Source organism: Schumannella sp. GW821-FHT10F01 (genome assembly GCF_058809295.1).
The window spans coordinates 1-22,759 of sequence record NZ_JBXASM010000015.1 but is presented as its reverse complement, the minus strand read 5'-3'; the positions used below and the strand labels follow the sequence as shown (position 1 = coordinate 22,759).

General features: G+C 72.2%; 21 protein-coding genes. 18 read left to right on the top strand and 3 right to left on the bottom strand.

Going from position 1 to position 22,759, the window contains the following annotated elements; genetic code table 11:
* Nucleotides 1–248 precede the first annotated feature (248 nt).
* Both AC1RSJ_RS14825 and AC1RSJ_RS14820 read left to right on the top strand, forming a co-directional pair.
* Entirely contained in the window at nt 249–1,865 is a 1,617-nt protein-coding gene (locus AC1RSJ_RS14825) for a GmrSD restriction endonuclease domain-containing protein (protein WP_493119208.1), read from the top strand.
* Nucleotides 1,866–1,985: 120 nt separating this feature from the next.
* Nucleotides 1,986–3,572: a hypothetical protein gene (locus AC1RSJ_RS14820; RefSeq protein WP_493119207.1), complete on the top strand. Its 1,587-nt coding sequence runs from the start codon at nt 1,986–1,988 to the stop codon at nt 3,570–3,572.
* Nucleotides 3,573–3,594: 22 nt separating this feature from the next.
* Here the strand turns inward: AC1RSJ_RS14820 and AC1RSJ_RS14815 are convergent, their stop codons facing one another.
* Nucleotides 3,595–4,443, bottom strand: coding sequence for an alpha/beta fold hydrolase (locus AC1RSJ_RS14815; protein ID WP_493119206.1), 849 nt, complete (start codon nt 4,441–4,443; stop codon nt 3,595–3,597).
* A 140-nt stretch (nt 4,444–4,583) separates the two neighbouring features.
* Between AC1RSJ_RS14815 and AC1RSJ_RS14810 the strand changes: the two genes are divergently transcribed.
* The 16 genes from AC1RSJ_RS14810 (at nt 4,584) to AC1RSJ_RS14735 (ending at nt 20,683) form a co-directional block, all read left to right on the top strand.
* The gene (locus AC1RSJ_RS14810) at nt 4,584–5,093 is read left to right on the top strand and encodes a GyrI-like domain-containing protein (RefSeq protein WP_493119205.1); all 510 of its coding nucleotides are present in this window, start codon (nt 4,584–4,586) and stop codon (nt 5,091–5,093) included.
* Nucleotides 5,094–5,119: 26 nt separating this feature from the next.
* Complete coding sequence (gene thrS, locus AC1RSJ_RS14805) at nt 5,120–7,081, top strand: threonine--tRNA ligase (RefSeq protein ID WP_493119204.1); 1,962 nt, start codon at nt 5,120–5,122, stop codon at nt 7,079–7,081.
* Nucleotides 7,081–7,644, top strand: coding sequence for an HIT family protein (locus AC1RSJ_RS14800; protein WP_493119203.1), 564 nt, complete (start codon nt 7,081–7,083; stop codon nt 7,642–7,644). The genes thrS and AC1RSJ_RS14800 overlap by 1 nt, the downstream gene beginning before the upstream one ends.
* Before the next feature lie 112 nt (nt 7,645–7,756).
* Entirely contained in the window at nt 7,757–8,665 is a 909-nt protein-coding gene (gene pdxS / locus AC1RSJ_RS14795; protein ID WP_493119202.1) for a pyridoxal 5'-phosphate synthase lyase subunit PdxS, read from the top strand.
* Nucleotides 8,659–9,255, top strand: a complete 597-nt coding sequence (pdxT, locus tag AC1RSJ_RS14790) for a pyridoxal 5'-phosphate synthase glutaminase subunit PdxT (protein ID WP_493119201.1) — start codon at nt 8,659–8,661, stop codon at nt 9,253–9,255. Before pdxS ends, pdxT begins: the two co-directional genes overlap by 7 nt.
* A gap of 73 nt (nt 9,256–9,328) precedes the next feature.
* Nucleotides 9,329–10,597, top strand: a complete 1,269-nt coding sequence (locus tag AC1RSJ_RS14785; RefSeq protein ID WP_493119200.1) for a sensor histidine kinase — start codon at nt 9,329–9,331, stop codon at nt 10,595–10,597.
* A complete protein-coding gene (locus AC1RSJ_RS14780; RefSeq protein ID WP_493119199.1) occupies nt 10,594–11,235 on the top strand; it encodes a response regulator in 642 nt (213 codons plus the stop codon). The genes AC1RSJ_RS14785 and AC1RSJ_RS14780 overlap by 4 nt, the downstream gene beginning before the upstream one ends.
* 20 nt (nt 11,236–11,255) lie before the next feature.
* Entirely contained in the window at nt 11,256–11,879 is a 624-nt protein-coding gene (locus tag AC1RSJ_RS14775) for a hypothetical protein (RefSeq protein ID WP_493119198.1), read from the top strand.
* A gap of 61 nt (nt 11,880–11,940) precedes the next feature.
* Nucleotides 11,941–12,702: a YebC/PmpR family DNA-binding transcriptional regulator gene (locus tag AC1RSJ_RS14770; RefSeq protein ID WP_493119197.1), complete on the top strand. Its 762-nt coding sequence runs from the start codon at nt 11,941–11,943 to the stop codon at nt 12,700–12,702.
* A 71-nt stretch (nt 12,703–12,773) separates the two neighbouring features.
* A complete protein-coding gene (ruvC, locus tag AC1RSJ_RS14765) occupies nt 12,774–13,391 on the top strand; it encodes a crossover junction endodeoxyribonuclease RuvC (protein WP_493119196.1) in 618 nt (205 codons plus the stop codon).
* Nucleotides 13,388–14,011, top strand: coding sequence for a Holliday junction branch migration protein RuvA (gene ruvA, locus AC1RSJ_RS14760; protein ID WP_493119194.1), 624 nt, complete (start codon nt 13,388–13,390; stop codon nt 14,009–14,011). The genes ruvC and ruvA overlap by 4 nt, the downstream gene beginning before the upstream one ends.
* Before the next feature lie 13 nt (nt 14,012–14,024).
* Complete coding sequence (gene ruvB, locus AC1RSJ_RS14755; protein WP_493119193.1) at nt 14,025–15,056, top strand: Holliday junction branch migration DNA helicase RuvB; 1,032 nt, start codon at nt 14,025–14,027, stop codon at nt 15,054–15,056.
* Nucleotides 15,057–15,128: 72 nt separating this feature from the next.
* Nucleotides 15,129–15,569 (top strand): preprotein translocase subunit YajC, encoded by a 441-nt coding sequence (gene yajC, locus AC1RSJ_RS14750; protein ID WP_493119191.1) that lies wholly within the window; start codon nt 15,129–15,131, stop codon nt 15,567–15,569.
* Nucleotides 15,570–15,662: 93 nt separating this feature from the next.
* Nucleotides 15,663–17,345, top strand: a complete 1,683-nt coding sequence (gene secD / locus AC1RSJ_RS14745; RefSeq protein ID WP_493119190.1) for a protein translocase subunit SecD — start codon at nt 15,663–15,665, stop codon at nt 17,343–17,345.
* On the top strand, nt 17,345–18,367 hold the full coding sequence (secF, locus tag AC1RSJ_RS14740; RefSeq protein WP_493119189.1) for a protein translocase subunit SecF: 1,023 nt from the start codon (nt 17,345–17,347) through the stop codon (nt 18,365–18,367). Before secD ends, secF begins: the two co-directional genes overlap by 1 nt.
* A 57-nt stretch (nt 18,368–18,424) precedes the next feature.
* Nucleotides 18,425–20,683, top strand: coding sequence for a RelA/SpoT family protein (locus AC1RSJ_RS14735; protein ID WP_493119188.1), 2,259 nt, complete (start codon nt 18,425–18,427; stop codon nt 20,681–20,683).
* On the opposite strand, the gene AC1RSJ_RS14730 is transcribed toward AC1RSJ_RS14735, so the two are convergent.
* Both AC1RSJ_RS14730 and AC1RSJ_RS14725 read right to left on the bottom strand, forming a co-directional pair.
* Nucleotides 20,670–21,230 carry a type IV toxin-antitoxin system AbiEi family antitoxin gene (locus AC1RSJ_RS14730; RefSeq protein ID WP_493119187.1) on the bottom strand — a complete coding sequence of 187 codons (561 nt, stop codon included), beginning with the start codon at nt 21,228–21,230 and terminating at the stop codon, nt 20,670–20,672. The two genes, AC1RSJ_RS14735 and AC1RSJ_RS14730, sit on opposite strands and share 14 nt — an antisense overlap.
* Before the next feature lie 169 nt (nt 21,231–21,399).
* Complete coding sequence (locus AC1RSJ_RS14725) at nt 21,400–22,545, bottom strand: DUF349 domain-containing protein (protein ID WP_493119248.1); 1,146 nt, start codon at nt 22,543–22,545, stop codon at nt 21,400–21,402.
* Between the last annotated feature and the right edge of the window lie 214 nt (nt 22,546–22,759).

Sequence of the window (22,759 nt, the reverse complement as noted above, 5' to 3'; positions counted from 1 at the left end):
ACCGCTGGTGGTTCGATCCCAGTATCGCGCACCTCAGCAGGGCCCCGGCCGTTCCGATGAACGGCACCGGGGCTCTTCGCATGTCCGGGATCGGCGCGTGTTCGACGATCCTCGGCCGGCGTCGCCGCGCTCGGTCCGGCGCTTCCGGGCAGCCCCGGAGGACCGGGCGGGACGCCCCACAACGGGGGCGGGACCGGAGCGGATGCCCCTGCCTAGGTTGAGGGGTCCTCGTGCTTCGAAGGAGCCCCATGCGCCGCCTCGCCCTCGCCATCCCCGCGGTCCTCGCCATCGCGCTCAGCGGCCTGCTCGCCGCTCCCGGCGCCGCGTCCGCCGCCGACAGCACCGCGAGCTCGCTGCTGACGCAGCTCGCCGTGGCGACCCCCGACGCGACGGGATACGACCGCGACCTCTTCCCGACCTGGGTCGACGCCGACGGCGACGGGTGCAACACCCGCGCGGAGGTGCTCAAGCGCGACACGACGACGCCGATCGCCTACAGCAGCGGCTGCACGGTCTCCACCGGATCGTGGAGCTCCTGGTACGACGGCGCCACCTGGACCGCGGCGTCGGATGTCGACATCGACCACCTCGTGCCCCTGAGCGAGGCGTGGGCGTCGGGTGCCTCGGCCTGGACGCCCGCGCAGCGCACCGCGTACGCCAACAACCTCGACCAGGTCTACGCGCTCCAGGCCGTCACCGACAACGTGAACCAGTCGAAGGGCGACCGCGACCCGGCGAAGTGGATGCCGCCGGCCGCCGACGTCGCGTGCCGCTACGCGACGGACTGGGTGCTCGTGAAGTACGCCTGGTCGCTGACGATCGACACCGCCGAGCAGACGAAGCTCCAGCAGCTGCTCGGCACCGCCGGCTGCGGCGACCAGCCGGTCGTCGTGCCGACCGTCTCGGTGGCCCCGGCCACGACGACCCCGCCGACCACCGTGCCGCCCGCCGCGGCGCAGGCGATGCCGGTGTACCGCTTCTGGAGCGACCGGTACCGCGCGCACTTCTACACGATCGACCCCGCCGAGCGTGACCATGTCATCGCCACCTGGCCGACCATCTGGAGCTACGAGGGCGCGCGATACCAGGCGTTCACGACCCAGGTGCCGGGCACGGTGCCGCTCTACCGGTTCTGGAGCGACAAGCTCGGCGGCCATTTCTACACCGCGGACGCGAGCGAGAAGGCGCACGTCCAGGCGACCTACGACACCTACACCTGGGCCTACGAGCACGTCGCGTTCTACGTTTACCCGGCGGACTCCACCGAGCCGGACACGGTCGAGGTCTCCCGATTCTGGAGCGACACCCTCGGTCACCACTTCTACACGGCCGACGTGAACGAGAAGACCCACGTGCAGGCCACGTTCGCTCCGTCCGTCTGGAACTACGAGGGCGGCAAGTACCGCGTGCCGGCCCACGGCATCCCGGTGACGACGACGGCCTCGGTGGTCTGCAGCGGAAGCACCGCATCGCTGGCGATCAGCGTCTCGAACCCGAACAGCACGACCGCGCAGGTCGGCTACACCGTCGCCGGCACCTCCTACGCCTTCGCCATCGGCGGCTCGACGACGACGACCTCGGTATCGGGTCCGGCCCTGACCGAGGGCACCTCGGGCACGATCACGTTCACCGTGGACGGCGTCGCCGCCGCTCCGCAGACGTACTCGGTGCGCTGCACGACCCCGCCGCCGCCCGTGGTCACGCCGCCGGTCGTCAGTCCGCCGTCGCCGCCGATCAGCGCGACCGGCGTCACTCCCGGCGCGTTCTGCACGCCGCGCGGCGCCTACGGACGGACGACCACGGGGCTCCTGATGCAGTGCAAGCCCTCGGCGACCGACACGCGCAACCGGTGGCGCGCCGCCTGAGCACCCACGACCGGTCCACCGGGCGGCCACGGAGGACCCCTCCGGACACCCCCGAACGGGGGAGGGGCGGCACCGCGGCCCCCCACCTAGGTTGAGGCGAACTCGAACCCTGGAGCAGCCATGCGCCGTCTCGTCGTCGCCGTCCCCGCGATCCTCGCGCTGACGCTCGGCGCGCTCCTCGCGCCGGCCACCGCATCCGCCGCCGGCACCACCACGGCGAGCGCCCTGCTCTCGCAGCTCCGCGTGGAGGCGCCCGATCCGAGCGGCTACGAGCGGGCGCAGTTCCGGATGTGGTTAGACTCGGACCAGGACGGCTGTGACACGCGATCCGAGGTGCTCGAGCGCGACAGCGCGGTCCCGGTCACCACGGCGGGCACCGCTCCGTCGCGCTGCCCCGTGACGGGCGGCTCCTGGACCTCGTGGTACGACGGTGTGAACCGAACCGCCGCATCGCAGCTGGAGATCGACCACCTCGTGCCGCTCGGCGAGGCATGGGCCTCCGGCGCGGCGAACTGGTCGGAGCAGACGCGGTGGTCGTACGCGAACAACCTCGATCAGGATTTCGCCCTTCAGCCGATCGGCACCGCGGTGTTCCAGGCGAAGGGCGACCGGGATCCTGCGCAGTGGATGCCGCCGTCGGCATCCGCCGCCTGCCGCTATGCCACCGACTGGGTGCGGGTGAAGTACTCGTGGACCCTCTCGATCGACTCCGCCGAGAAGACGAAGCTCGCGCAGGTGCTGGGCACGGCCGGCTGCGGCGATCAGAGCGTCTCGCTCCCGGACGTTTTCGCGAACCCCACGTCGCCGCAGCCCACCCCGGTCTACCGCTTCTGGAGCGACCGCTACCGCTCGCACTTCTACACGATCGACCCCGTCGAGCGGGACCACGTCTCGCAGACCTGGCCGACCATCTGGAGCTGGGAGGGCCAGCGCTACATGGCCTACACCCGGCAGGTGCCGGGAACCGTGCCCCTGTACCGATTCTGGAGCGACAAGCTCGGCGGGCACTTCTACACCGCGGACCCGGACGAGAAGGCGCGCGTCCAGGCGACCTACGACTCCCACACCTGGGCTTACGAGCACGTCGCGTTCTACGTCTACCCGGACGACACGACAGAGCCGGGCACGGTTGAGGTCTCGCGATTCTGGAGCGACACACTCGGACATCACTTCTACACCGCGGACGTCAACGAGCGGGATCACGTGCAGGCGACGTTCGCGCCGTCCGTCTGGAACTACGAGGGCGCCCGGTTCCGGGTCCCGGGCCGAGGCATCCCGCTGTCCGGCAGTGCGACGGCGACCTGCTTCGGCATGACCGACACGCTGTCGATCACCCTGAACAACCCGAACAACGACGCGATCAACGTCGGCGTCTCGGTTCCCGGAGCCACCTACTTCGAGGTGATCATCCCTGCCACGACCTCGGGCTTCCGGGTCCAGGGACCCGGAATCGCATCAGGGTCGAAGGGCACGGTGTCGATCACCTCCGGCGTCGTCCCCTGGCTCCAACTGCCCTACGCCGCAGCGTGTCCGGTGGCTCCGGCGCCGCCGCCGATCGTCTCCTCTCCCGTGACGCCGGGCGCGCCCTGCTCGCCGCTGGGTGCGCTCGGGCGCGACAAGTTCGGGCTCCTCATGTCCTGCAAGCCCTCCGGTTCCGGCTCGGGTTCGCTCACCGTCTCGCGCAACCTCTGGATCTACGAGACCTGACCCGTCCGTCCCGCCCGCACCATCACCCCGCGATCGACTCCCGCACGCCGTCCGGCGTATCGAGGAACGGCAGCACCGCGGCGAGCACCTGATCGGTGTGCGAAATGCCGAAGAAGTGCGACGTGCCGGGGAAGACCGCGAGCTGCGACGACGGCAGGCCGGCGAAGTCGGCGTTGACGTCGCCGCCGCGCAGACGGAGGAAGCGGACGGCGTGCTCCAGCTTCACCATGTCGCCGTCGCCGACCGTGATGAGCGTCGGGGCGGTGATGCCCGCGATCTCGTCGTCGGTCCAGCCGCGGTCGCCGGCGAGGAAGGCGCCGATCTTGTCGAGCAGCGTCTGCAGATGCTCGCGGTCGGGGTGCGGCGACAGCGCCAGGTAGTTCTGCTCCATCGGGCTGCCGGCGATCATGTCGACCGTCATGGCGCCGACGGCAGCCGCGTTCTCGCCGCGCTCCCCGTCGCGGTCGAACGCGATCGATCCGACGATGAGCCGGCGCACCAGCTCCGGGCGGCGGACGGCGAGCTCGATGGCCACCGCGCCGCCGAGGCTGAAGCCGAACACGTCGGCGAGGTCGATGCCGAGGTGCTCCAGCACGGCGGCGACGTCGGCGGCGAGGCCGGCCGGGGCGAGCGGACGGTCGATGTCGTTCGTGCGGCCGTGGCCCTGCAGGTCGATGGCGACGATCCGCCGGCCGGCGGCGAGGGCCGGCAGCAGGTGCGCCCACTGCATCCCCGAGTCGTAGAGCCCGCCGTGCAGCAAGACCAGCGGGGTGCCGCCCTCGCCGTACAGCGCGTAGTGGATGCGGAGTCCGCCGACGGCGACGTAGCCGGTCTCGACGGGCTCGGGGGCGGTGGCGGACGGATCGGTCACGGGACGCTCCTCGGACGGCGCTGGCGGGATGACTCCACGGTGCCACGCCGCGGCCCCGGCGGCCAGAGCGGATCGCCCTCGTGCCGAGGCACCCCGATCCGCACTCGTGGCTGAGCCGCCCGGGGACTACCCTCGCGGCCATGAGCGACGACGCCGACCACCCCGTGCAGGAGCCCCGCCTCGTGCACCGCGACCTCGTCCGCACCGCCGGCGTCACGGCCGAGACGTCGATGGCGCGACTCGCGCCCGACCTGCTCGATGCCGGCCGGCGGCTCGCCGACGCCCTGAGCCGAGCCGGCGTGCCGTCGACCCCGCCGCCGATCTGGCGCTACCGCGAGATCGACATGGCCGCCCGGCTCGTGGTCACCGCCGCGATCGCCGTGCCCGACGACGCGGTCATGCCCGACGACGTCGAGGCGGACGTACTGCCGGCGGGGGACTACGTCGTGCTGGAGCACACCGGGCATCCCGACTCGCTCGAGGCCGCCACCGGCCGCGTGCTCGACTGGGGCGCGGCGCACGGCGTCGAATGGGATGCCGACGGCGACCGCTGGGGCAGCCGGATCGAGGAGTACCTCACCGATCCGGATCTCGAGCCCGACCTGACCCGCTGGGTCACGCGCATCGCCATCCGCGTGCGGAAGGGCTGACCTCCCCGCGCGGCTAGGCTCGGGATGTGAGTTCTCAGACCGGATTCGACCTCTTCCCCGACCGCTCCGTCATCGCCCTGCGCGTGAACGGCGAGCTCAAGGACAAGGCGACGACGGTCGGGACGACGGACGCCGTCGAGCCGGTCACCGCCGAGTCGCCGGACGGCCTCGCCATCCTGCGCCACTCGACCGCGCACGTGCTCGCGCAGGCGGTGCAGTCGATCAACCCGGAGGCGAAGCTCGGCATCGGCCCGCCGATCCAGGACGGCTTCTACTACGACTTCGACGTCGAGACCCCGTTCACCCCGGAGGACCTCGCCGCCGTCGAGAAGGAGATGGAGCGGATCATCCGCTCCGGCCAGCGCTTCCAGCGCCGCCCGGTCTCCGACGACGAGGCGCGGCGCGAGCTCGCCGGCGAGCCGTACAAGCTCGAGCTCATCGGGCTCAAGGGCGGCGCGTCGACGGGCGACTCCGGTGAGTCGGTCGAGGTCGGCGCGGGCGAGCTGACCATCTACGACAACGTCGACAGCGCGTCGGGCGAGGTCGTCTGGCGCGACCTCTGCCGCGGCCCCCACGTGCCGAACACCGGCGCGCTCCGCGGCGGCTGGAAGCTCATGCGCTCGGCCGGCGCCTACTGGCGCGGCTCGGAGAAGAACCCGCAGCTGCAGCGGATCTACGGCACCGCGTGGCCGACGAAGGACGAGCTGAAGGCGTATCTGAACCGCCTCGAGGAGGCCGCGAAGCGCGACCACCGCAAGCTCGGCCAGGAGCTGGATCTGTTCTCGTTCCCGGACGAGATCGGCTCCGGACTGTCGGTCTGGCATCCGAAGGGCGGCGTCGTCCGGATGGAGATGGAGCAGCACGCGCGCCGTCGGCACGTCGAGGCGGGCTACACCTACGTGTACACGCCGCACATCTCGAAGAAGGACCTGTTCATCACCTCGAACCACCTGGTGACGTACAAGGAGGGCATGTTCCCGCCGATCGTCATGGACGAGGAGCGCGACGCGGACGGCCACGTCACCAGGCAGGGCGTCGAGTACTACCTCAAGCCCATGAACTGCCCGATGCACATCCTCATCTACAAGGAGCGGGGCCGCAGCTACCGCGACCTGCCGATGCGGCTGGCCGAGAACGGCACGGTGTACCGCAACGAGCTCTCCGGCGCGCTGCACGGGCTGACCCGCGTGCGCGGCTTCACCCAGGACGACTCGCACCTGTTCGTCACCCCCGAGCAGCTCGAGGCGGAGACCACCAAGGTGCTCGACTTCGTCATCTCGATGCTGCGCGACTTCGGCCTCGACGACTTCGAGCTCGAGCTCTCGATGAAGGACGACGAGAAGTCGAAGTGGATCGGCTCGGACGAGTTCTGGGAGTACTCGACGGGCGCGCTGCGGAACGTCGCGCGCGCATCCGGGCTCAAGCTCACCGAGGTGCCGGGCGAGGCCGCGTTCTACGGGCCGAAGATCGACCTGAAGACCCGCGACGCCATCGGCCGCGTCTGGCAGCTGTCGACCGTGCAGGTCGACGTGAACCTGCCGGAGCGCTTCGAGCTGGAGTTCACCGACCGCGACGGCCAGAAGAAGCGGCCGATCATGATCCACCGCGCGCTGTTCGGGTCGATCGAGCGCTTCTTCGCCATCCTGCTCGAGCACTACGCCGGGGCGTTCCCGGTCTGGCTCGCGCCGGTGCAGGTGGTCGGCATCCCGGTGTCCGACCAGCACGCGGACTACCTGCTCGAGGTCGTCGACCGACTCCGGGCGAAGGGCGTGCGCGCCGAGCTCGACTCGAGCGACGAGCGGATGCAGAAGAAGATCCGCACGCACACCCAGCAGAAGGTGCCGTTCCAGCTCATCGCCGGCGAGAAGGACCACGACGCGGGCACGGTGAGCTTCCGCTACCGCGACGGGCACCAGGACAACGGCGTGCCGGTCGAGGACGCCATCGCCCGCATCGTCGAGGCGATCGAGACGAAGGCCCAGGTCTGATGACGGACGGCGCGGGCGACGCGGACGACGGCGTCCGCGTCGACCCGTCGTCGGCCTTCGCCGGCGACCCGGACGGCCTGCAGCGGCTCTGGACGCCGCACCGGATCGCGTACATCGAGTCGGGCGCCGCCGCCCCCGGTGACGAGTGCGTGTTCTGCACCGCGCCGACGAGGTCGGACGAGGACGCGCTCATCGTGCACCGGGGCGAGCTCGCCTACGTGCTGCTGAACCTGTTCCCGTACAACAGCGGGCACCTGCTCGTCTGCCCGTACCGCCACGTCGCCACCTACGACCTGGCGACGCCGGAGGAGACGGCCGAGATCGCGTCGATCACGCAGACCGCGATGCGCGTGCTGTCGGCGACGTCGCACCCGCACGGCTTCAACATCGGCATGAACCAGGGCGCCGTCGCGGGCGCCGGGATCGCCGGGCACCTGCACCAGCACGTGGTGCCGCGCTGGGCCTCCGACGCGAACTTCTTCCCGATCATCGCGGAGACGAAGGCCATCCCGAAGCTGCTCGGCGAGACCCGCCAGGAGCTCGCGGACGCCTGGCCGGCGTAGCCACGGCCGAGCCGGTCCTCGGCTCCCCGAGCTCGTCGAAGGGTCCGATTCTTCGCGATCGGCCCGCTCGCGGACGCGACAGCGCCCCCGCCGGATTCCTACAGTCGGCGCCATGACCGACACCATCGCTCCCGAGACCCCCGTCACCGGCACGGACCGCGTCAAGCGCGGGCTCGCCGAGATGCTCAAGGGCGGCGTCATCATGGACGTCGTCACGGCTGAGCAGGCCCGCATCGCGGAGGACGCCGGCGCGACCGCCGTCATGGCGCTCGAGCGGGTGCCCGCCGACATCCGCGCGCAGGGCGGCGTGGCCCGGATGAGCGACCCCGACCTCATCGACCAGATCATCGCGAGCGTGAGCATCCCGGTGATGGCGAAGGCCCGCATCGGCCACCTCGTCGAGGCGCAGGTGCTGCAGGAGCTCGGCGTCGACTTCATCGACGAGTCGGAGGTGCTCTCGCCCGCCGACTACGAGAACCACATCGACAAGCGCGGCTTCACGACCCCGTTCGTCTGCGGCGCGACCGAGCTCGGCGAGGCGCTGCGGCGGATCACCGAGGGCGCGGCGATGATCCGCTCGAAGGGGGAGGCCGGCACCGGCGACGTGTCGGAGGCCACGAGGCACATCCGCACGATCACCTCGGAGATCCGCGCGCTGGCCGCCCGCAGCCGCGACGAGCTCTACGTCGCCGCCAAGGAGCTCCGCGCGCCGTACGAGCTCGTCGCCGAGGTCGCCGAGCGCGGCGCGCTGCCGGTGCCGCTGTTCACGGCCGGCGGTGTCGCGACGCCCGCCGACGCGGCGCTGATGATGCAGCTCGGCGCCGACGGGGTGTTCGTCGGCTCGGGCATCTTCAAGTCCGGCGACCCGGCGGCGCGCGCCGCCGCGATCGTGCGCGCGACCGCCCAGTTCGACGACCCGCGGGCGATCGCGGACGCGTCGCGCGGCCTCGGCGAGGCCATGGTCGGGATCAGCGTCGCCGACCTGCCGGCCCCGCACCGCCTGGCGGAGCGCGGGTGGTAGCCGCCCCCCGCATCGGCGTGCTCGCGCTGCAGGGCGGCGTGCGCGAGCACCTCGCCGTGCTGGCGCGGCTCGGCGCGGCGGCGGTGCCGGTCCGACGTCCCGGTGACCTCGACGAGGTGGTCGGACTGGTCCTGCCCGGCGGCGAGTCGGCGGTGATCGACCGGCTCGCGCGCGAGCTCGGGCTGGCGGAGCCGATCCGGGCGCGCATCGCATCGGGGATGCCGGTCTACGGCACCTGCGCCGGTCTGATCCTGCTGGCAGACCGGGTGCTCGACGGCGCGCCCGGCCAGCGCAGCCTCGGTGGGCTCGACGTCACCGTGCGCCGCAACGTCTTCGGCCGGCAGAACGAGTCGTTCGAGACCGACCTGACGATCCCGGCGCTGGGGGAGCGTCCGGTGCACGCCGTCTTCATCCGGGCGCCCGCGGTCGAGGAGGTCGGCGCCGGGGTGACCGTGCTCGCCGCGCTCCCGGACGGCCGCGCGGTCGCCGTCGAGCAGGGCACGCTGCTCGCGACCGCCTTCCACCCCGAGGTCGCCGACGGCGAGACGCGCTTCCACGAGCGGCTCCTCGCGAGCGTGCGGGCGGCCTGAGGGCTCCGACTTTCGGACGAGATCCGGCCTGCGACGGGTCCGCCGGCACCGAGGGCGTCATAGCGTGATCGGCATGCAGCCGCTCCTGATCCGCTCCGCCCCCTGGGTGCCCCCGATCGCGGCCGTCGTCATCGCACTCACCGGGGCGCTGTCGATGATCTCGACGTTCCCTGAGGGCCTGATCCCCCTGCTCGCCGCCTGCGCGGCCGTCGGACTGGCCATCCGCCTCCCCGTCGCCGCGCTGGGCGCCCTCGCCGTCACCGCCGCCTCCGCCATCCTGCTCGGGGTGATCGTGAGCCCGTCGACGATCACCGTCGTCACCGACGCCGTCGGCCCGATCGTGAACATGCAGGCGCTGACCTATCCCTCCTCGAGCGGCTACGCGCCGGTCTACGTCGCCGTCGCCCTCGCCGTCGGGCTCCTCGCCGCCGCCCACCGCGGTCGGATCCGGTGGTCGTCCCTCGTCGCCGCGGTGCTCGCGCCGCCGCTGGCCTCGGCGCCGTTCTGGAGCGGCGTCGGGGGCGGCGGCGGCGCGATCGTGCCGACGCTGCTCATCGCCGTGGGCCTCGTCGCCTGGGGCACGGGGGTCGCGGTGCGCGAGGCGCTGGACCGTCTCGAGGCGCTCCGCGAGACCGCCCGGGTCACGTCCCGCCTCGAGACCACGGAGAGCTCGCTCGCCCTCGCCGACGAGCGCAACCGCATCGCGCAGGAGATGCACGACGTCGTCGCGCACTCGCTCGCCGTGATCGTGGCGCAGGCCGACGGGGCCCGCTACCTCGAGACCTCCCGGCCCGCGGCGATGGCGACGGCGCTCGAGTCCATCGCCCAGTCGGCGCGCACGGCCCTGGTCGACGTGCAGGGGATGATCGACGGCATCGTCGACGGCACGGAGGCCCCGCAGCCCACGCTCGACGAGCTCCCGGCCCTCGTCGACGGCGTCCGCGACGCCGGGCTCGGCGTGGTGCTCACGACCGCCGGCGAGCCGGAGCCGCTCGGGCCGGCGCAGCAGGCGGCCGTGTACCGGATCGTGCAGGAGGGCCTCACGAACGCCCTGCGGCACCGCGGCCGAGGCTCCGCGGCGGACCTCGTGCTCGACTGGCGCGGACCCGGCCTCTCCATCCAGCTCGTCTCCCACGGCACCGGGGAGCGCAGCGACGAGCCGACCGAGGGCGGCGGGCGCGGGCTGCCGGGCATGGCCGAGCGCGCCCGGCTCGCCGGCGGCTGGCTCGCGGCCGGCTTCGACGACTCGGGCGATCACCGCACGACGGCCTTCGTCCCGTTCCGCGCAGCCGAGTCGCCGGCGACGGCGGGCGTCGCCGCGCCGGCGGAGGCGCCCGCGTGATCCGCGTGCTCGTCGCCGACGACCAGCGGCTGTTCCGCGACGGCGTCGCGATGCTGCTCGAGTCGCAGGCCGATCTCGAGCTCGCCGCCACGGCCGCGACCGGGTCCGAGGCGGTGACGGCCTCCGAGCGCACCCGGCCCGACGTCGTGCTCATGGACATCCGGATGCCGGGGATGGACGGCCTCGCCGCGACGGAGGCGATCCTCGCGCGGCCGGCGCCGCCCCGCATCATCGTGGTGACCACGTTCCGCCGCGACGAGGCCGTGGCACGGGCCATCCGCTCGGGCGCTGCGGGCTTCGTCACGAAGGACGCGCAGCCGGAGTTCCTGCTGGCCGCGATCCGCACGGTCCACGCCGGGCAGGCGGTCATCGCGCCCGCGGCGACCTTCGACCTGCTCGCCCGGTTCGGGGCGGACGCGCGACCCGCTCGACCCGACGCGATCGCCGGACTGTCCCCGCGCGAGACCGAGATCTTCCTCCTGGTCGCGAAGGGCCTCTCGAACGCCGAGATCGCGGCCGACGCGTTCGTGGAGGAGACGACCGTGAAGACGCACATCGGCGCGATCCTGTCGAAGCTCGGGCTCCGCAGCCGCGTGCAGGTGGTGGCGTTCGCCTGGGAGAACGGGCTCGTCGGCTGAGCCGTTCCTAGCCTGGCGGCATGAAGGTCTACTCCGACTTCCCCCTCCGCCGCACCGCGCAGATCGCCGCGGACCTCCTGGCGCTGATCGCGCTCGGGCTCGCCGTCTGGCTCGCGCTGGCCGTGCGGGACCTCATCACCGGGCTCGCGGATGCCGGCCGCCGGCTCGAGACGGCCGGCTCGGACTTCCAGCGGACGATGCGCGACGCGGGGGAGCGGCTCGGCGACGTGCCGCTCGTCGGCGACGGCATCCGGCGGCCGTTCGACGACGCCGCGGGCGCGGGATCGACGCTCGCCGACGCGGGACGCACGCAGCAGGACGTCGTCGCGACCGCGGCCGGCGTCGTGCCGGCCCTCATCGTCGTGCTCGCGGTCGTCGCCGTGCTCTGGCTCTGGCTGCGGCGCCGGCTGCGCTTCGTGCGCCGCGCCACCTCGGCGGCCCGCCTGCTGCGACTCGCCGACGGCGCCGACCTGCTCGCGCTCCGCGCGCTCGCGACCGCGCGCGCCGCCGACCTCGAGCGGATCTCCCCGACCCCGGCCGCCGCCTGGCGCGCGGCGGATCCGGGAGCGGTCCGCGGGCTCGCCGCGCTCGAGCTGCGGCGATCCGGCATCCGCCTGGCCCCGGCCTCCCCGCCCGCTCGGTAGACTGGACGGCGGTCTTCCGCGCCCCGGGGCGCGATCCCAGCCCGACAGCGAGAGGAGCACCGTGAGCGGTCATTCCAAGTGGGCCACCACCAAGCACAAGAAGGCGGTCATCGACCAGCGCCGTGCGAAGTCGTTCGCGAAGCTCATCAAGAACATCGAGGTGGCCGCGAAGATCGGCGGCGCCGACCTCTCCGGCAACCCGACGCTCGTCGACGCCGTGCAGAAGGCCAAGAAGACCTCGGTGCCGAACGACAACATCGACCGCGCGATCAAGCGCGGTGCCGGCCTCTCCGGCGAGAGCGTCGACTACGCGACGATCATGTACGAGGGCTACGGCCCGAACGGCGTCGCGTTCTACATCGAGTGCCTCACCGACAACAAGAACCGCGCGGCGGCCGAGGTGCGCACGGCGATGTCGCGCAACGGCGGCACGCTGGCCGACCCGGGCAGCGTCGCCTACAACTTCAGCCGCAAGGGCGTCATCTCGATCACGAAGGCGGACGGCGTCTCCGAGGACTCGATCCTCGAGGCGGTCATGGACGCCGGCGTCGAGGACGTCGTCGACCAGGGCGGCGGCTTCGAGGTCATCACCGACCCGTCGGAGCTCATCGCGGCCCGCACCGCCCTCCAGGGCGCCGGCATCGACTACGACTCGGCCGAGGCCGAGTTCGTGCCGAACCTGCAGGTCGAGGTCGACGCCGACACGGCCCGCAAGGTGTTCCGGCTCATCGACGCGCTCGAGGACAGCGACGACGTGCAGAACGTCTTCACGAACTTCGAGGTGCCGGCCGACGTGCAGGCCGTGCTCGACGAGGACGACTGACCCGCTCGTCCGGCTGCGACGCGCCGCCGTCATTCGAACGGATGTTCGCATGACGCGGCTAGCCTGAGCGGGTGCGCATCCTCGGCATCGACCCCGGACTCACCCGGTGCGGGGTGGGCGTCGTCGACGTGCGCCCCGACCGCCGCGTGACGCTCGTGCACGTCGGCGTGATCCGCACCGATCCCGGACTGGCGCTCGAGCGCCGGGTGCTGGCGATCGCCGAGGGCGTGCGCGCGGCGCTCGACGAGCACCGGCCGGACTCCGTCGCACTGGAGCGCGTCTTCGCCCAGCACAACGTGCAGAGCGTCATGGGCGTCGCGCAGGCGAGCGGGGTCGTGCTGCATCTCGCGGCGGAGCGGGGGCTCGCGGTCGCCCTGCACACGCCGAGCGAGGTGAAGGCCGCGATCACCGGCTACGGCGCCGCCGACAAGGCGCAGGTCGGCGCGATGGTCGCCCGGGTGCTCGGGCTCGAGGCCGCACCGAAGCCCGCCGACGCGGCGGACGCCCTCGCGATCGCGATCTGCTCCGGGTGGCGCGGCGGCGCGTCGTCCGGCGGCACCGCCTCCGGCGCGTCGTCGCTCGCGCCGGTGACCGCGCTGACCCCGGCGCAGCGCGCCTGGCAGGACGCGGCTCGACGCGCGGCCGCACCGGCAGCCGACCCGCGCCGCGACCGTAGGCTGGCCCGATGATCGCCTCCGTGCGCGGCACCGTGCTCTCCGCCGCCGGCACCGCGGTCGTCATCGAGGTCGGCGGCGTCGGGATGGCGGTGCAGGTCACCGCGCAGCACGCGCTCGCGCTCCGCATCGGCGAGGAGGCACGCCTCCACACCGCCCTCATCGTGCGCGAGGACGACCTCAGCCTGTTCGGCTTCGCCACCGCCGACGAGCTCGCGGTGTTCGACCTGCTCCGCGGCGTCACCGGCGTCGGACCGAAGTCCGCGCTCGGCGTGCTCGCGACCCTCTCCCCGTCGGAGGTCGCGCGCGCGGTCGCGACCGAGGACGACGGTGCGTTCCGCAAGGTCTCCGGCATCGGCCCGAAGACCGCGAAGCTCATCGCCGTGTCGTTGGCCGGCAAGCTGCTCGCCTTCGAGGCGGCGCCGACCCCGAGCACGCCGGCGGCGTCGACGGCCACCGCCACGGCGGCCTCCGTGCTCGCCGCGCTCGTGCAGCTCGGCTGGAACGAGAAGACCGCGGGCCAGGCGCTCGACGAGGTGCTCGCCGAGGCGGGCGACGCCGAGCTCGCCTCCGTGCCCGCCCTGCTGCGCCGCTCGCTCGCTCACCTCGGCCCGGCGCCGCTGGGCACCCGATGAGCGTGAGCACCCGATGAGCGCCGACGAGGAGCTCGTCCGCCCGGAGCCGGAGTCGGAGGCGGAGATCGCCTTCGAGGGCGCGCTCCGGCCGAAGAGCCTCGCCGAGTTCGTGGGGCAGACGAAGGTGCGCGGCCAGCTGCAGCTGCTGCTCGACGCGGCCGCCATCCAGACCCGCACGCCCGACCACATCCTGCTCGCCGGCCCACCCGGACTCGGCAAGACGACGCTGGCGATGATCGTGGCCGCCGAGAGCGCCCGCCCGCTGCGGATGTCGAGCGGCCCCGCCATCCAGCACGCCGGCGACCTCGCAGCGCTGCTGTCGAGCCTGGTGCCCGGCGAGGTGCTGTTCATCGACGAGATCCACCGGATGGCCCGCAGCGCCGAGGAGATGCTCTACCTCGCGATGGAGGACTTCCGCATCGACATCATGGTGGGCAAGGGCGCCGGCGCGACGAGCATCCCGCTCGACCTCGCGCCCTTCACGCTCGTCGGCGCGACCACCCGCTCCGGTCTACTGCCGAACCCGCTGCGCGACCGCTTCGGCTTCACCGGCCACCTCGAGTTCTACGACGACGAGGAGCTCGTGCAGGTGCTCGCGCGAGCGGCGCGCACGCTCGGGCTCGACATCCCGCCGACCTCGCTCCGCGAGATCGCCTCCCGCAGCCGCGGCACCCCGCGCATCGCGAACCGCCTGCTGCGCCGCGTGCGCGACTACGCGCTCGTACACGAGGTCGCCGCCGGCACCGAGGCCGTCGCCGCGGCCCTCGAGCTCTACGACGTCGACCCGATCGGCCTCGACCGGCTCGACCGCGCCGTGCTCGAGGCGATCCTGCGCCGCTTCGACGGCGGACCGGTCGGCCTCGGCACGCTGTCCGCCGCCGTGGGGGAGGAGGCCGACACGATCGAGTCCGTCGTCGAGCCGTTCCTGGTGCGGATCGGGATGCTCGCGCGCACCCCGCGCGGCCGCGTCGCGACGCCCCGCGCCTGGCGCCACCTCGGCCTGGAGCGGGCGCCGAGCGGGGCCCTGTTCGACGATGAACTATGATCGTCGGGAGCCGCACAGCCTCGATCGGTAGGCTTCGGCGGATCCCCCCACAGTCTTTCGGAAGGGCCCCTCGTGGACCAGAACATCCTCACCATCGGCCTCGTGCTCGTCTTCGCGGTCATGCTCATCTTCATGTTCCGCAACTCGCGCAAGCGCCAGCGGGACCAGCAGGACATGCAGTCGAAGATGGTGCCCGGCGCCGAGGTGATGACGAGCCACGGCATCTACGGGACGCTGATCTCCGTCGATGAGGACACCAACGAGGCCATCATCGAGACGACGCCCGGCACGCAGCTGCGGGTGCACCGCCAGACCCTGAGCAAGATCGTCGAGCCGACCGTGGCGGACGAGACCGCCCCGGCCGACGACGCCGACGTGCTCGAGACCGCGGACGGCGAGCCGGAGTTCGGCGAGCGGGTCGAGTCGGCCGAGGACGCGGACATCGAGACCTCCTCCGACGAGCCGGCCCCCGCGAAGGCGTCGCCCACCGCGCGCAAGAAGGCGTCCGAGTAGCCGGTAGGCTCGACGGCGGCCCGCCCGGCGGGCCCGCGTGGGGGAGCGCGCATCGCTCGTGCGATGCGGCGCCGATGAGAAAGCAGACTGTCAGTGGCAACGAGAACGACGCCGGTCCGCAAGGCCTGGCGGGGGCTCACCTGGCTCCTCGTCATCCTGGTCGTCCTGAGCGGCCTGCTGGTCGCCGGCGTCCAGTTCTGGAAGTGGGAATTCGCGCCCAAGCTGGCGCTCGACCTCCAGGGCGGCACGGAGATCATCCTCGCCCCGCAGCTCGCCGGTGATCAGCAGATCAGCGCCGAGGAGCTGACCCAGGCCGTCTCGATCATCCGCCAGCGCGTCGACGCCTCCGGCACGACCGAGGCCCAGGTGCAGACCCAGGGCTCGCGCAACGTCGTCGTGTCGATCCCCGGCACGCCGGACGAGGCCACCCTCGACCGCATCAAGTCGTCGTCGAAGCTCGAGTTCCGCCCGGTGCTGCTGACCACGCAGGCGGCCACGGCCTCGTCGTCGCCGAGTGCGAGCGCGGATGCCGGCCTCAGCGACACGCCGACCGCGAAGCCCTCGAACCCGAGCGACCTGTCGTGGGTCACGCCGGCGCAGCAGGCGAAGTACGACGCGTTCCAGTGCGCGGATGTCACCGCGAGCGGCGCGAACACCGCGCCCGCCGCGAAGCCGCTCGTCACCTGCGACGACGCCGGCGCGTTCAAGTACCTCCTCGGCCCGGTCGAGGTGAAGGGCTCGGACATCACCGACTCCTTCAACGGCACCGTGCAGTCCTCGTCCGGCGTCAGCACCGGCGAGTGGGCCGTCACCATGAAGTTCGACGGCGAGGGCGCCGCCGCGCAGAAGACGATGACCACCCGGCTCATCTCGCTCGAGGCGCCGCGCAACCAGTTCGCCGCCGTGCTCGACGGCCGCGTCATCACCGCGCCGGCCGTGCAGGGCGTCACCAGCGACCAGGCGCAGATCACCGGCTCGTTCACGCAGGAGACCTCGAAGGCCCTCGCCGACCAGCTGAAGTTCGGCGCGCTGCCGATCGGCTTCACGGTGCAGAGCCAAGACACGATCTCGGCGACGCTCGGCTCGAGCCAGCTGCAGAGCGGCCTCATCGCCGGCCTCATCGGCCTGATCCTGGTCGTGATCTACTCGCTGTTCCAGTACCGCCTGCTCGGCTTCGTCACGATCTTCTCGCTCGTCGTCGCCGCCGCGCTGACCTACGTCGTGATCGCGATCATGTCGAACCACTACGGCTACCGGCTCTCGCTCGCCGGCGTCGCGGGCCTGATCGTCTCGATCGGCTTCACCGCCGACTCGTTCATCGTCTACTTCGAGCGCATCCGAGACGAGCTGCGCGAGGGCAGGGCCCTCGTCGGCGCGGTCGAGGCGGGATGGAAGCGCGCACTGCGCACCATCTACGCCGCGAAGGGCGTGAACCTGCTCTCCGCCGTGGTGCTCTACCTGCTCGCGGTCGGCAACGTGCAGGGCTTCGCGCTGACGCTCGGCATCACGACGATCATCGACGTGCTCATCGTCGTGCTGTTCACGCATCCCGTGCTGCAGCTGCTGGCGACGACGCGCTTCTTCTCCAGCGGGCATCCGCTGTCGGGGCTCGATCCGAACGCCCTCGGCGCCATCTACCGCGGCCGCGCGCAGTTCCGGGTCTCGGCCGACGCCCGTCGCGGCGGCGCGACCGCCGAGGCGAAGCGCCGTCAGACGATCGCCGAGCGCAAGGCCGCCGAGCTCGAGTCGGCCAGCACGAAGGGCAAGGACTCCTGATGGCGAGCTTCTCCAAGTTCGGCAACGACCTCTATACCGGTGCCCGCTCGATCGACTTCGTCGGCCGTCGGCGCATCTGGTTCACCATCGCCATCACGCTGACCGTGCTCGCGATCGCCGTGCCCTTCATCCGCGGCGGCGGCAACCCGGCCAACGGGTTCAACTTCGGCATCGAGTTCCGGGGCGGATCGCAGTTCCAGATCACCGACATCCCGAATCCCGGCTCGTCGACCGAGGTGCAGGACAAGGCCGTCGCGGCCGTCGACAAGATCATCCCGAGCGCGACGGTGCACGTGTCGACCGTCGGCGACGACGCCGCGCGCGTGCAGACCGACCAGCTCACCGAGAAGCAGACCGCGTCGGTGCGCAGCGAGCTCGCCTCGACCTTCGGGGTGAAGGCCGACGACGTCTCCGCCTCGTTCATCGGCGCCACCTGGGGCGCGGACATCACCGGCAACGCCCTGCGCGGCCTCGGCGTGTTCCTGCTGCTCTCCGCCGTCGTGATGGCGCTGTACTTCCGCACCTGGAAGATGTCGGCCGCAGCGCTCGTGGCCCTGGCGCACGACCTCATCATCACCGTCGGCGTCTACGCGGCGACCGGCTTCGAGATCACCCCGGCGGCCGTCATCGGCTTCCTGACGATCCTCGGCTTCTCGCTCTACGACACGGTCGTCGTGTTCGACAAGGTGCGCGAGGCGACCTCCGACCTCCGCGAGGACTCGAGCCGCACGTTCGGCGAGGCCGTGAACCTCGCGGTGAACCAGACCCTGGTGCGCTCGATCAACACCGGCGTCGTGGCGGCCCTCCCGGTCGCGGCGATCCTGTTCATCGGCGCGTTCATCCTCGGCGCGGACACGCTGCGCGACATCTCGCTCGCGCTGCTCGTCGGCACGATCATCGGCACCTACTCGACGCCGTTCATCGCGTCGCCGTTCTACGCCATGATCCGCTCGACCGAGCCGCAGATCCGCAAGAACGACAAGCGGACGCTCGCGCAGCGCGCGAAGAGCGTCACGGTCTGAGCACGCAGCCGGTGAGGCCGTCGTGCGCCGCGTAGGATCCGCTGAGGAGGCGCGCGCATGACGGAGGTCCAGCAGCCGTCGTCGAGCACGGCGACGCTCCGGACGATCCTGCCCCGGCTGTTCTCGCGGGCGCAGTCCGGCGGGGCGCTCGACCGGCTGCTGAAGACGGTCCGGTCGCACCACCCGAAGGGCGATCTCGCGCTCGTGGAGCGCGCGTACGCCACCGCCGACCGCGCCCACGCAGGCCAGCAGCGCCGCAGCGGCGAGCCGTACATCACGCATCCGGTCGCCGTCGCGCAGATCCTGGCCGACCTCGGCATCGGCGCGAAGACGATCGCGGCGGCCCTGCTGCACGACACGGTGGAGGACACCGAGTACGGCCTCGACGAGCTGCGCGCCGACTTCGGCGACGAGATCGCGATGCTCGTCGACGGCGTCACGAAGCTCGACAAGCTGAAGTACGGCGACAGCGCCCAGGCGGAGACCGTGCGCAAGATGGTCGTCGCGATGTCGAAGGACATCCGGGTGCTCATCGTGAAGCTCGCCGACCGCCTGCACAACGCGCGCACCTGGGGCTTCGTGCCGCCGGAGTCGGCGCAGCGCAAGGCCCGCGAGACCCTCGAGATCTACGCGCCGCTCGCGCACCGCCTCGGCATCCAGACCATCAAGACGGAGCTCGAGGACCTCAGCTTCGCCGTGCTCTACCCGAAGCTCTACGTGGAGATCGAGAGCCTCGTGCGCGACCGCACGCCGGAGCGCGAGCAGTTCGTGCAGCGGGTCATCGACGTCGTCCGCGACGACATGAAGGCCGCCCGCATCAAGGGCGACGTCAAGGGCCGGCCGAAGCAGTACTACTCGATCTACCAGAAGATGGTGAACCGGGGTCGCGAGTTCGACGAGATCTACGACCTGGTCGGCATCCGCGTGCTCGTGGGCAGCATCCGCGACTGCTACGCGGTGCTCGGTGCGATCCACGCGCGCTGGAACCCGATCCCCGGCCGCTTCAAGGACTACATCGCGACGCCGAAGTTCAACCTGTACCAGTCGCTCCACACGAGCGTCATCGGACCGGCCGGACGCCCCGTCGAGATCCAGATCCGCACGCACGAGATGCACCAGCGCGCCGAGTTCGGCGTCGCGGCCCACTGGGCCTACAAGGAGCGCACCGCCGGACGCGACGCGACGCCGAAGGGCACCGCCGACACCGAGATGGCCTGGCTGGCGCACATCAGCGACTGGGAGGCGGAGACCGCCGACCCGGGGGAGTTCCTCGACAACCTGCGCTTCGAGATCGGCGCGAAGGAGCTCTACGTCTTCACGCCGCAGGGCAAGGTGATCGGCCTGCCGGCCGGCGCCACCCCCGTCGACTTCGCCTACGCCGTGCACACGGAGGTCGGGCACCGCACCATGGGCGCGAAGGTGAACGGCCGGCTCGTGCCCCTCGAGAGCGAGCTCTCGCCGGGCGACGTCGTCGAGGTGTTCACGTCGAAGAACCCGGACGCCGGGCCCAGCCAGGACTGGCTCGGCTTCGTCAAGAGCACCCGCGCGCGCAACAAGATCCGCGGCTGGTTCACGAAGGAGCGCCGCGAGGAGGCGGTCGACCAGGGCAAGGACGCCATCGCCCGCGCGATGCGCAAGCAGAACCTGCCGCTGCAGAAGCTCATGACCCAGGACGCGGTCACCGAGGCCGCCGCGACCATGCGGTACGACACGGTCGAGGCGCTCTACGCGGCCGTCGGCGAGGGCCACGTCTCCACGCAGTCCGTGATCGAGAAGATCGTCGCCGCCGTGCAGGGCGAGACCGAGTCGGACGACGACGAGGCCGCCGTCCTCACCCGCGGCCGCACCGGGCGGCTGAAGTCCACCGACTCCGGCGTGCTCGTGAAGGGCGCGCCCGACATCCTGGTGAAGCTCGCGAAGTGCTGCACCCCGGTGCCCGGCGACGCGATCGTCGGCTTCGTGACCCGCGGCTCGGGCGTCTCGGTGCACCGCGACGACTGCGTCAACGTCACGGCGCTCTCCGCCGAGCAGGAGCGGATGATCGACGTCGAGTGGGCGCCGACGTCGAAGAGCCTGTTCCTCGTGCAGATCCAGGTGGAGGCGCTCGACCGCGCCGGCCTCCTCAGCGACGTCACCCGCGTGCTCAGCGAGCACCACGTGAACATCCTGTCTGCGTCGGTCTCGACCTCGCGCGAGCGCCTCGCCATCAGCAAGTTCGTGTTCGAGATGGGCGACACCGTGCACCTCGACCGGCTGCTCAACGCGGTGCGGCGCCTCGACTCCGTCTACGACGTCTACCGCGTCAACAACGGCTGAGGCCCGGCAGCGACGCGATCCGCTGCCGTGCGCGCCGAGCGTGCGAGAGATGCCGGTCGACCGGGAGCGCCGCCGCCAGGACGTGCGGATCGGCGAGGCCGTCGACGAGACGGACCACCGCGGGCAGCAGCGTCGTCCAGTCCGCCGCGTGCCGCGCGAGGTCGACGACGGTGCGCACCGGCGTCGTGACGCGGCAGCCGCCGAGCACGGCGATCTCGGACGGCGCGATCACGACCTCCCGTGGCGAGGGCCAGACGGCAGCGCCGCTCTGGTCGCGGGCGTCGAGCGGCACGCAGGCACGGAGCCGCGCGGGCTCCGCGTCGAGGGCGCCCCAGATCCAGAGCGCGGTCTCCCGGTCGGCGATCCACGAGGCGGGCCGTCCCGCCAGCGCGCCGACCGCGCGATCGGCGGGACCCGGCTCGACATCGAGCGGACACCAGCCGGCTCCGAGCGCGAACACCTCGCCGTCGAGCCGCGCGGCGCAGAGTTCAGGACCGGGCAGCGTGGGCTCGGCGAGCACCCGGGGGAGCGCAGGGCGGGGCCGCATCCGTCGACTCTGCCGTGATCGCGAGCGCGGGCGGCCTCGCCGGAGCCATCTGGGGACGGCCGGCCGTCGCGGCGGCCTGTGGAGGTCGGCCGGGTCCGCCCGATCGCGCCAGCCGATCAGCCGAGCAGTCCACCCGACCGATCCGAGCGGGTCAGCCGATCAGCGTCGGTCAGCCGATCGCGTCGAGCCAGATGCGGCGGGCGGCCAGCGCCTCCTCCGCCTCCTTGACCTTCCGCTTGTCGCCGGCGGCCTTCGCCTCAGCGAGCTCCGCCTCGAGCCGGTCGATCGCACTCGTGAGCTGTGCCGCGAGTCCGTCGGAGCGCGCCTGCTTCTCGGGGTTGGTGCGGTTCCAGTGGTCCTCGTCGAGCTTGCGCACGTGGTTCTCCACGCGGCGCAGCCGGTCCTCGACCGTGCGGATGGAGTCGCGCGGCACCTTGCCGATCGCGTCCCACCGGCGCTGGACGCCGAGGAGGAGGTCCTTCGACTTCTGGCGGTCGTCGACCTTGAGGATCGCCTCCGCCTCCGTCAGCAGCTCGAGCTTCTGCTCGAGGTTGCCGCGGTACTCCTCGTCGTCGCGCGCGTCGACCTCGGCCTTCGCCGAGTACAGCGCGTCGCCGGCCGCCTTGAACCGGGCCCAGAGCGCGTCGTCGACCTTCTTGCCGGCACGGCCGGCGCGCTTCCAGTCGTCGAGCAGGTTGCGGTAGTCCGGGATGCCGGCGGCGCCGCGGTCGACGAGCGCCTCGGCGCGCTCCGCGAGCTGCTGCTTGCGGGTGCGCGCCTCCTTGTGCACGGAGTCGAGCTCGGCGAAGAACGCCTTGCGGTGGCTCTCGACGGTCGTGCGGGCAGCGCGGAAACGGCGCCAGAGCTCATTGCTCTCGCCCTTCGGGATGCGCGGGCCGTCGTGCTGGTGCGACTGCCAGCGCGCGAACAGCGCGTCCAGCTCGGCGCTGGCCTGCTTCCACTGCACCGACTGCGGGTCGCGGGCGGCGAGCTCCTCGGCGGCGGCGACGATCTGCTCGCGCTCGGCGATCGCGGCCTGCACGGCCTCGCGCGCCTCGGCGCTCTGCTTCTCGGTCAGCTCGCCGACGGTGCCGCCGAGCTTCGCGAGTCGGCCCTGCAGCGAGGCGAGGTCGCCGACGGCGTTCGCACCGGTGACGGCCTCGCCGAGGTGGGCGACGGCCTTGGCGATGTCGCCGGCCGGAGCGCCGCCACGGGCGCGCTGCTCGAGGAGGGCGACCTGGCCCTCGAGCTCGGTGAACTTGCGTGCGAAGTAGGCCAGCGCCTCCTCCGGCGTCGCGTCGGGGTAGGAACCCACGGCGCGCTCGTCGTCGCCCTCGCGGACGTAGACGGTGCCGTCCTCGGCGACACGACCCCATGCACGGCCCGGCGCGGGCGGCCTCGGCGCGACGGGGCGGACCGCGGGCGCGGCCGGTGTCGGGCGGGATGCGGGTGCGGCCGGCTCGGCGGGCGCAGCCTCCTCGGCGGGCGCTGCCTCCTCGGCGGGCGCTGCCTCCTCGGCGGGCGCTGCC

What these genes read in the sequence shown, in the direction of transcription:
- ruvB (WP_493119193.1), top strand. Translation starts at nt 14,025, where the DNA reads ATGAGCGCCGACGAGGAGCTCGTCCGCCCGGAGCCGGAGTCGGAGGCG.
- AC1RSJ_RS14775 (WP_493119198.1), top strand. Translation starts at nt 11,256, where the DNA reads ATGAAGGTCTACTCCGACTTCCCCCTCCGCCGCACCGCGCAGATCGCC.
- AC1RSJ_RS14825 (WP_493119208.1), top strand. Translation starts at nt 249, where the DNA reads ATGCGCCGCCTCGCCCTCGCCATCCCCGCGGTCCTCGCCATCGCGCTC.
- AC1RSJ_RS14810 (WP_493119205.1), top strand. Translation starts at nt 4,584, where the DNA reads ATGAGCGACGACGCCGACCACCCCGTGCAGGAGCCCCGCCTCGTGCAC.
- AC1RSJ_RS14820 (WP_493119207.1), top strand. Translation starts at nt 1,986, where the DNA reads ATGCGCCGTCTCGTCGTCGCCGTCCCCGCGATCCTCGCGCTGACGCTC.
- AC1RSJ_RS14785 (WP_493119200.1), top strand. Translation starts at nt 9,329, where the DNA reads ATGCAGCCGCTCCTGATCCGCTCCGCCCCCTGGGTGCCCCCGATCGCG.
- AC1RSJ_RS14730 (WP_493119187.1), bottom strand. Translation starts at nt 21,230, where the DNA reads ATGCGGCCCCGCCCTGCGCTCCCCCGGGTGCTCGCCGAGCCCACGCTG.
- AC1RSJ_RS14800 (WP_493119203.1), top strand. Translation starts at nt 7,081, where the DNA reads ATGACGGACGGCGCGGGCGACGCGGACGACGGCGTCCGCGTCGACCCG.
- ruvA (WP_493119194.1), top strand. Translation starts at nt 13,388, where the DNA reads ATGATCGCCTCCGTGCGCGGCACCGTGCTCTCCGCCGCCGGCACCGCG.
- AC1RSJ_RS14735 (WP_493119188.1), top strand. Translation starts at nt 18,425, where the DNA reads ATGACGGAGGTCCAGCAGCCGTCGTCGAGCACGGCGACGCTCCGGACG.
- pdxS (WP_493119202.1), top strand. Translation starts at nt 7,757, where the DNA reads ATGACCGACACCATCGCTCCCGAGACCCCCGTCACCGGCACGGACCGC.
- secF (WP_493119189.1), top strand. Translation starts at nt 17,345, where the DNA reads ATGGCGAGCTTCTCCAAGTTCGGCAACGACCTCTATACCGGTGCCCGC.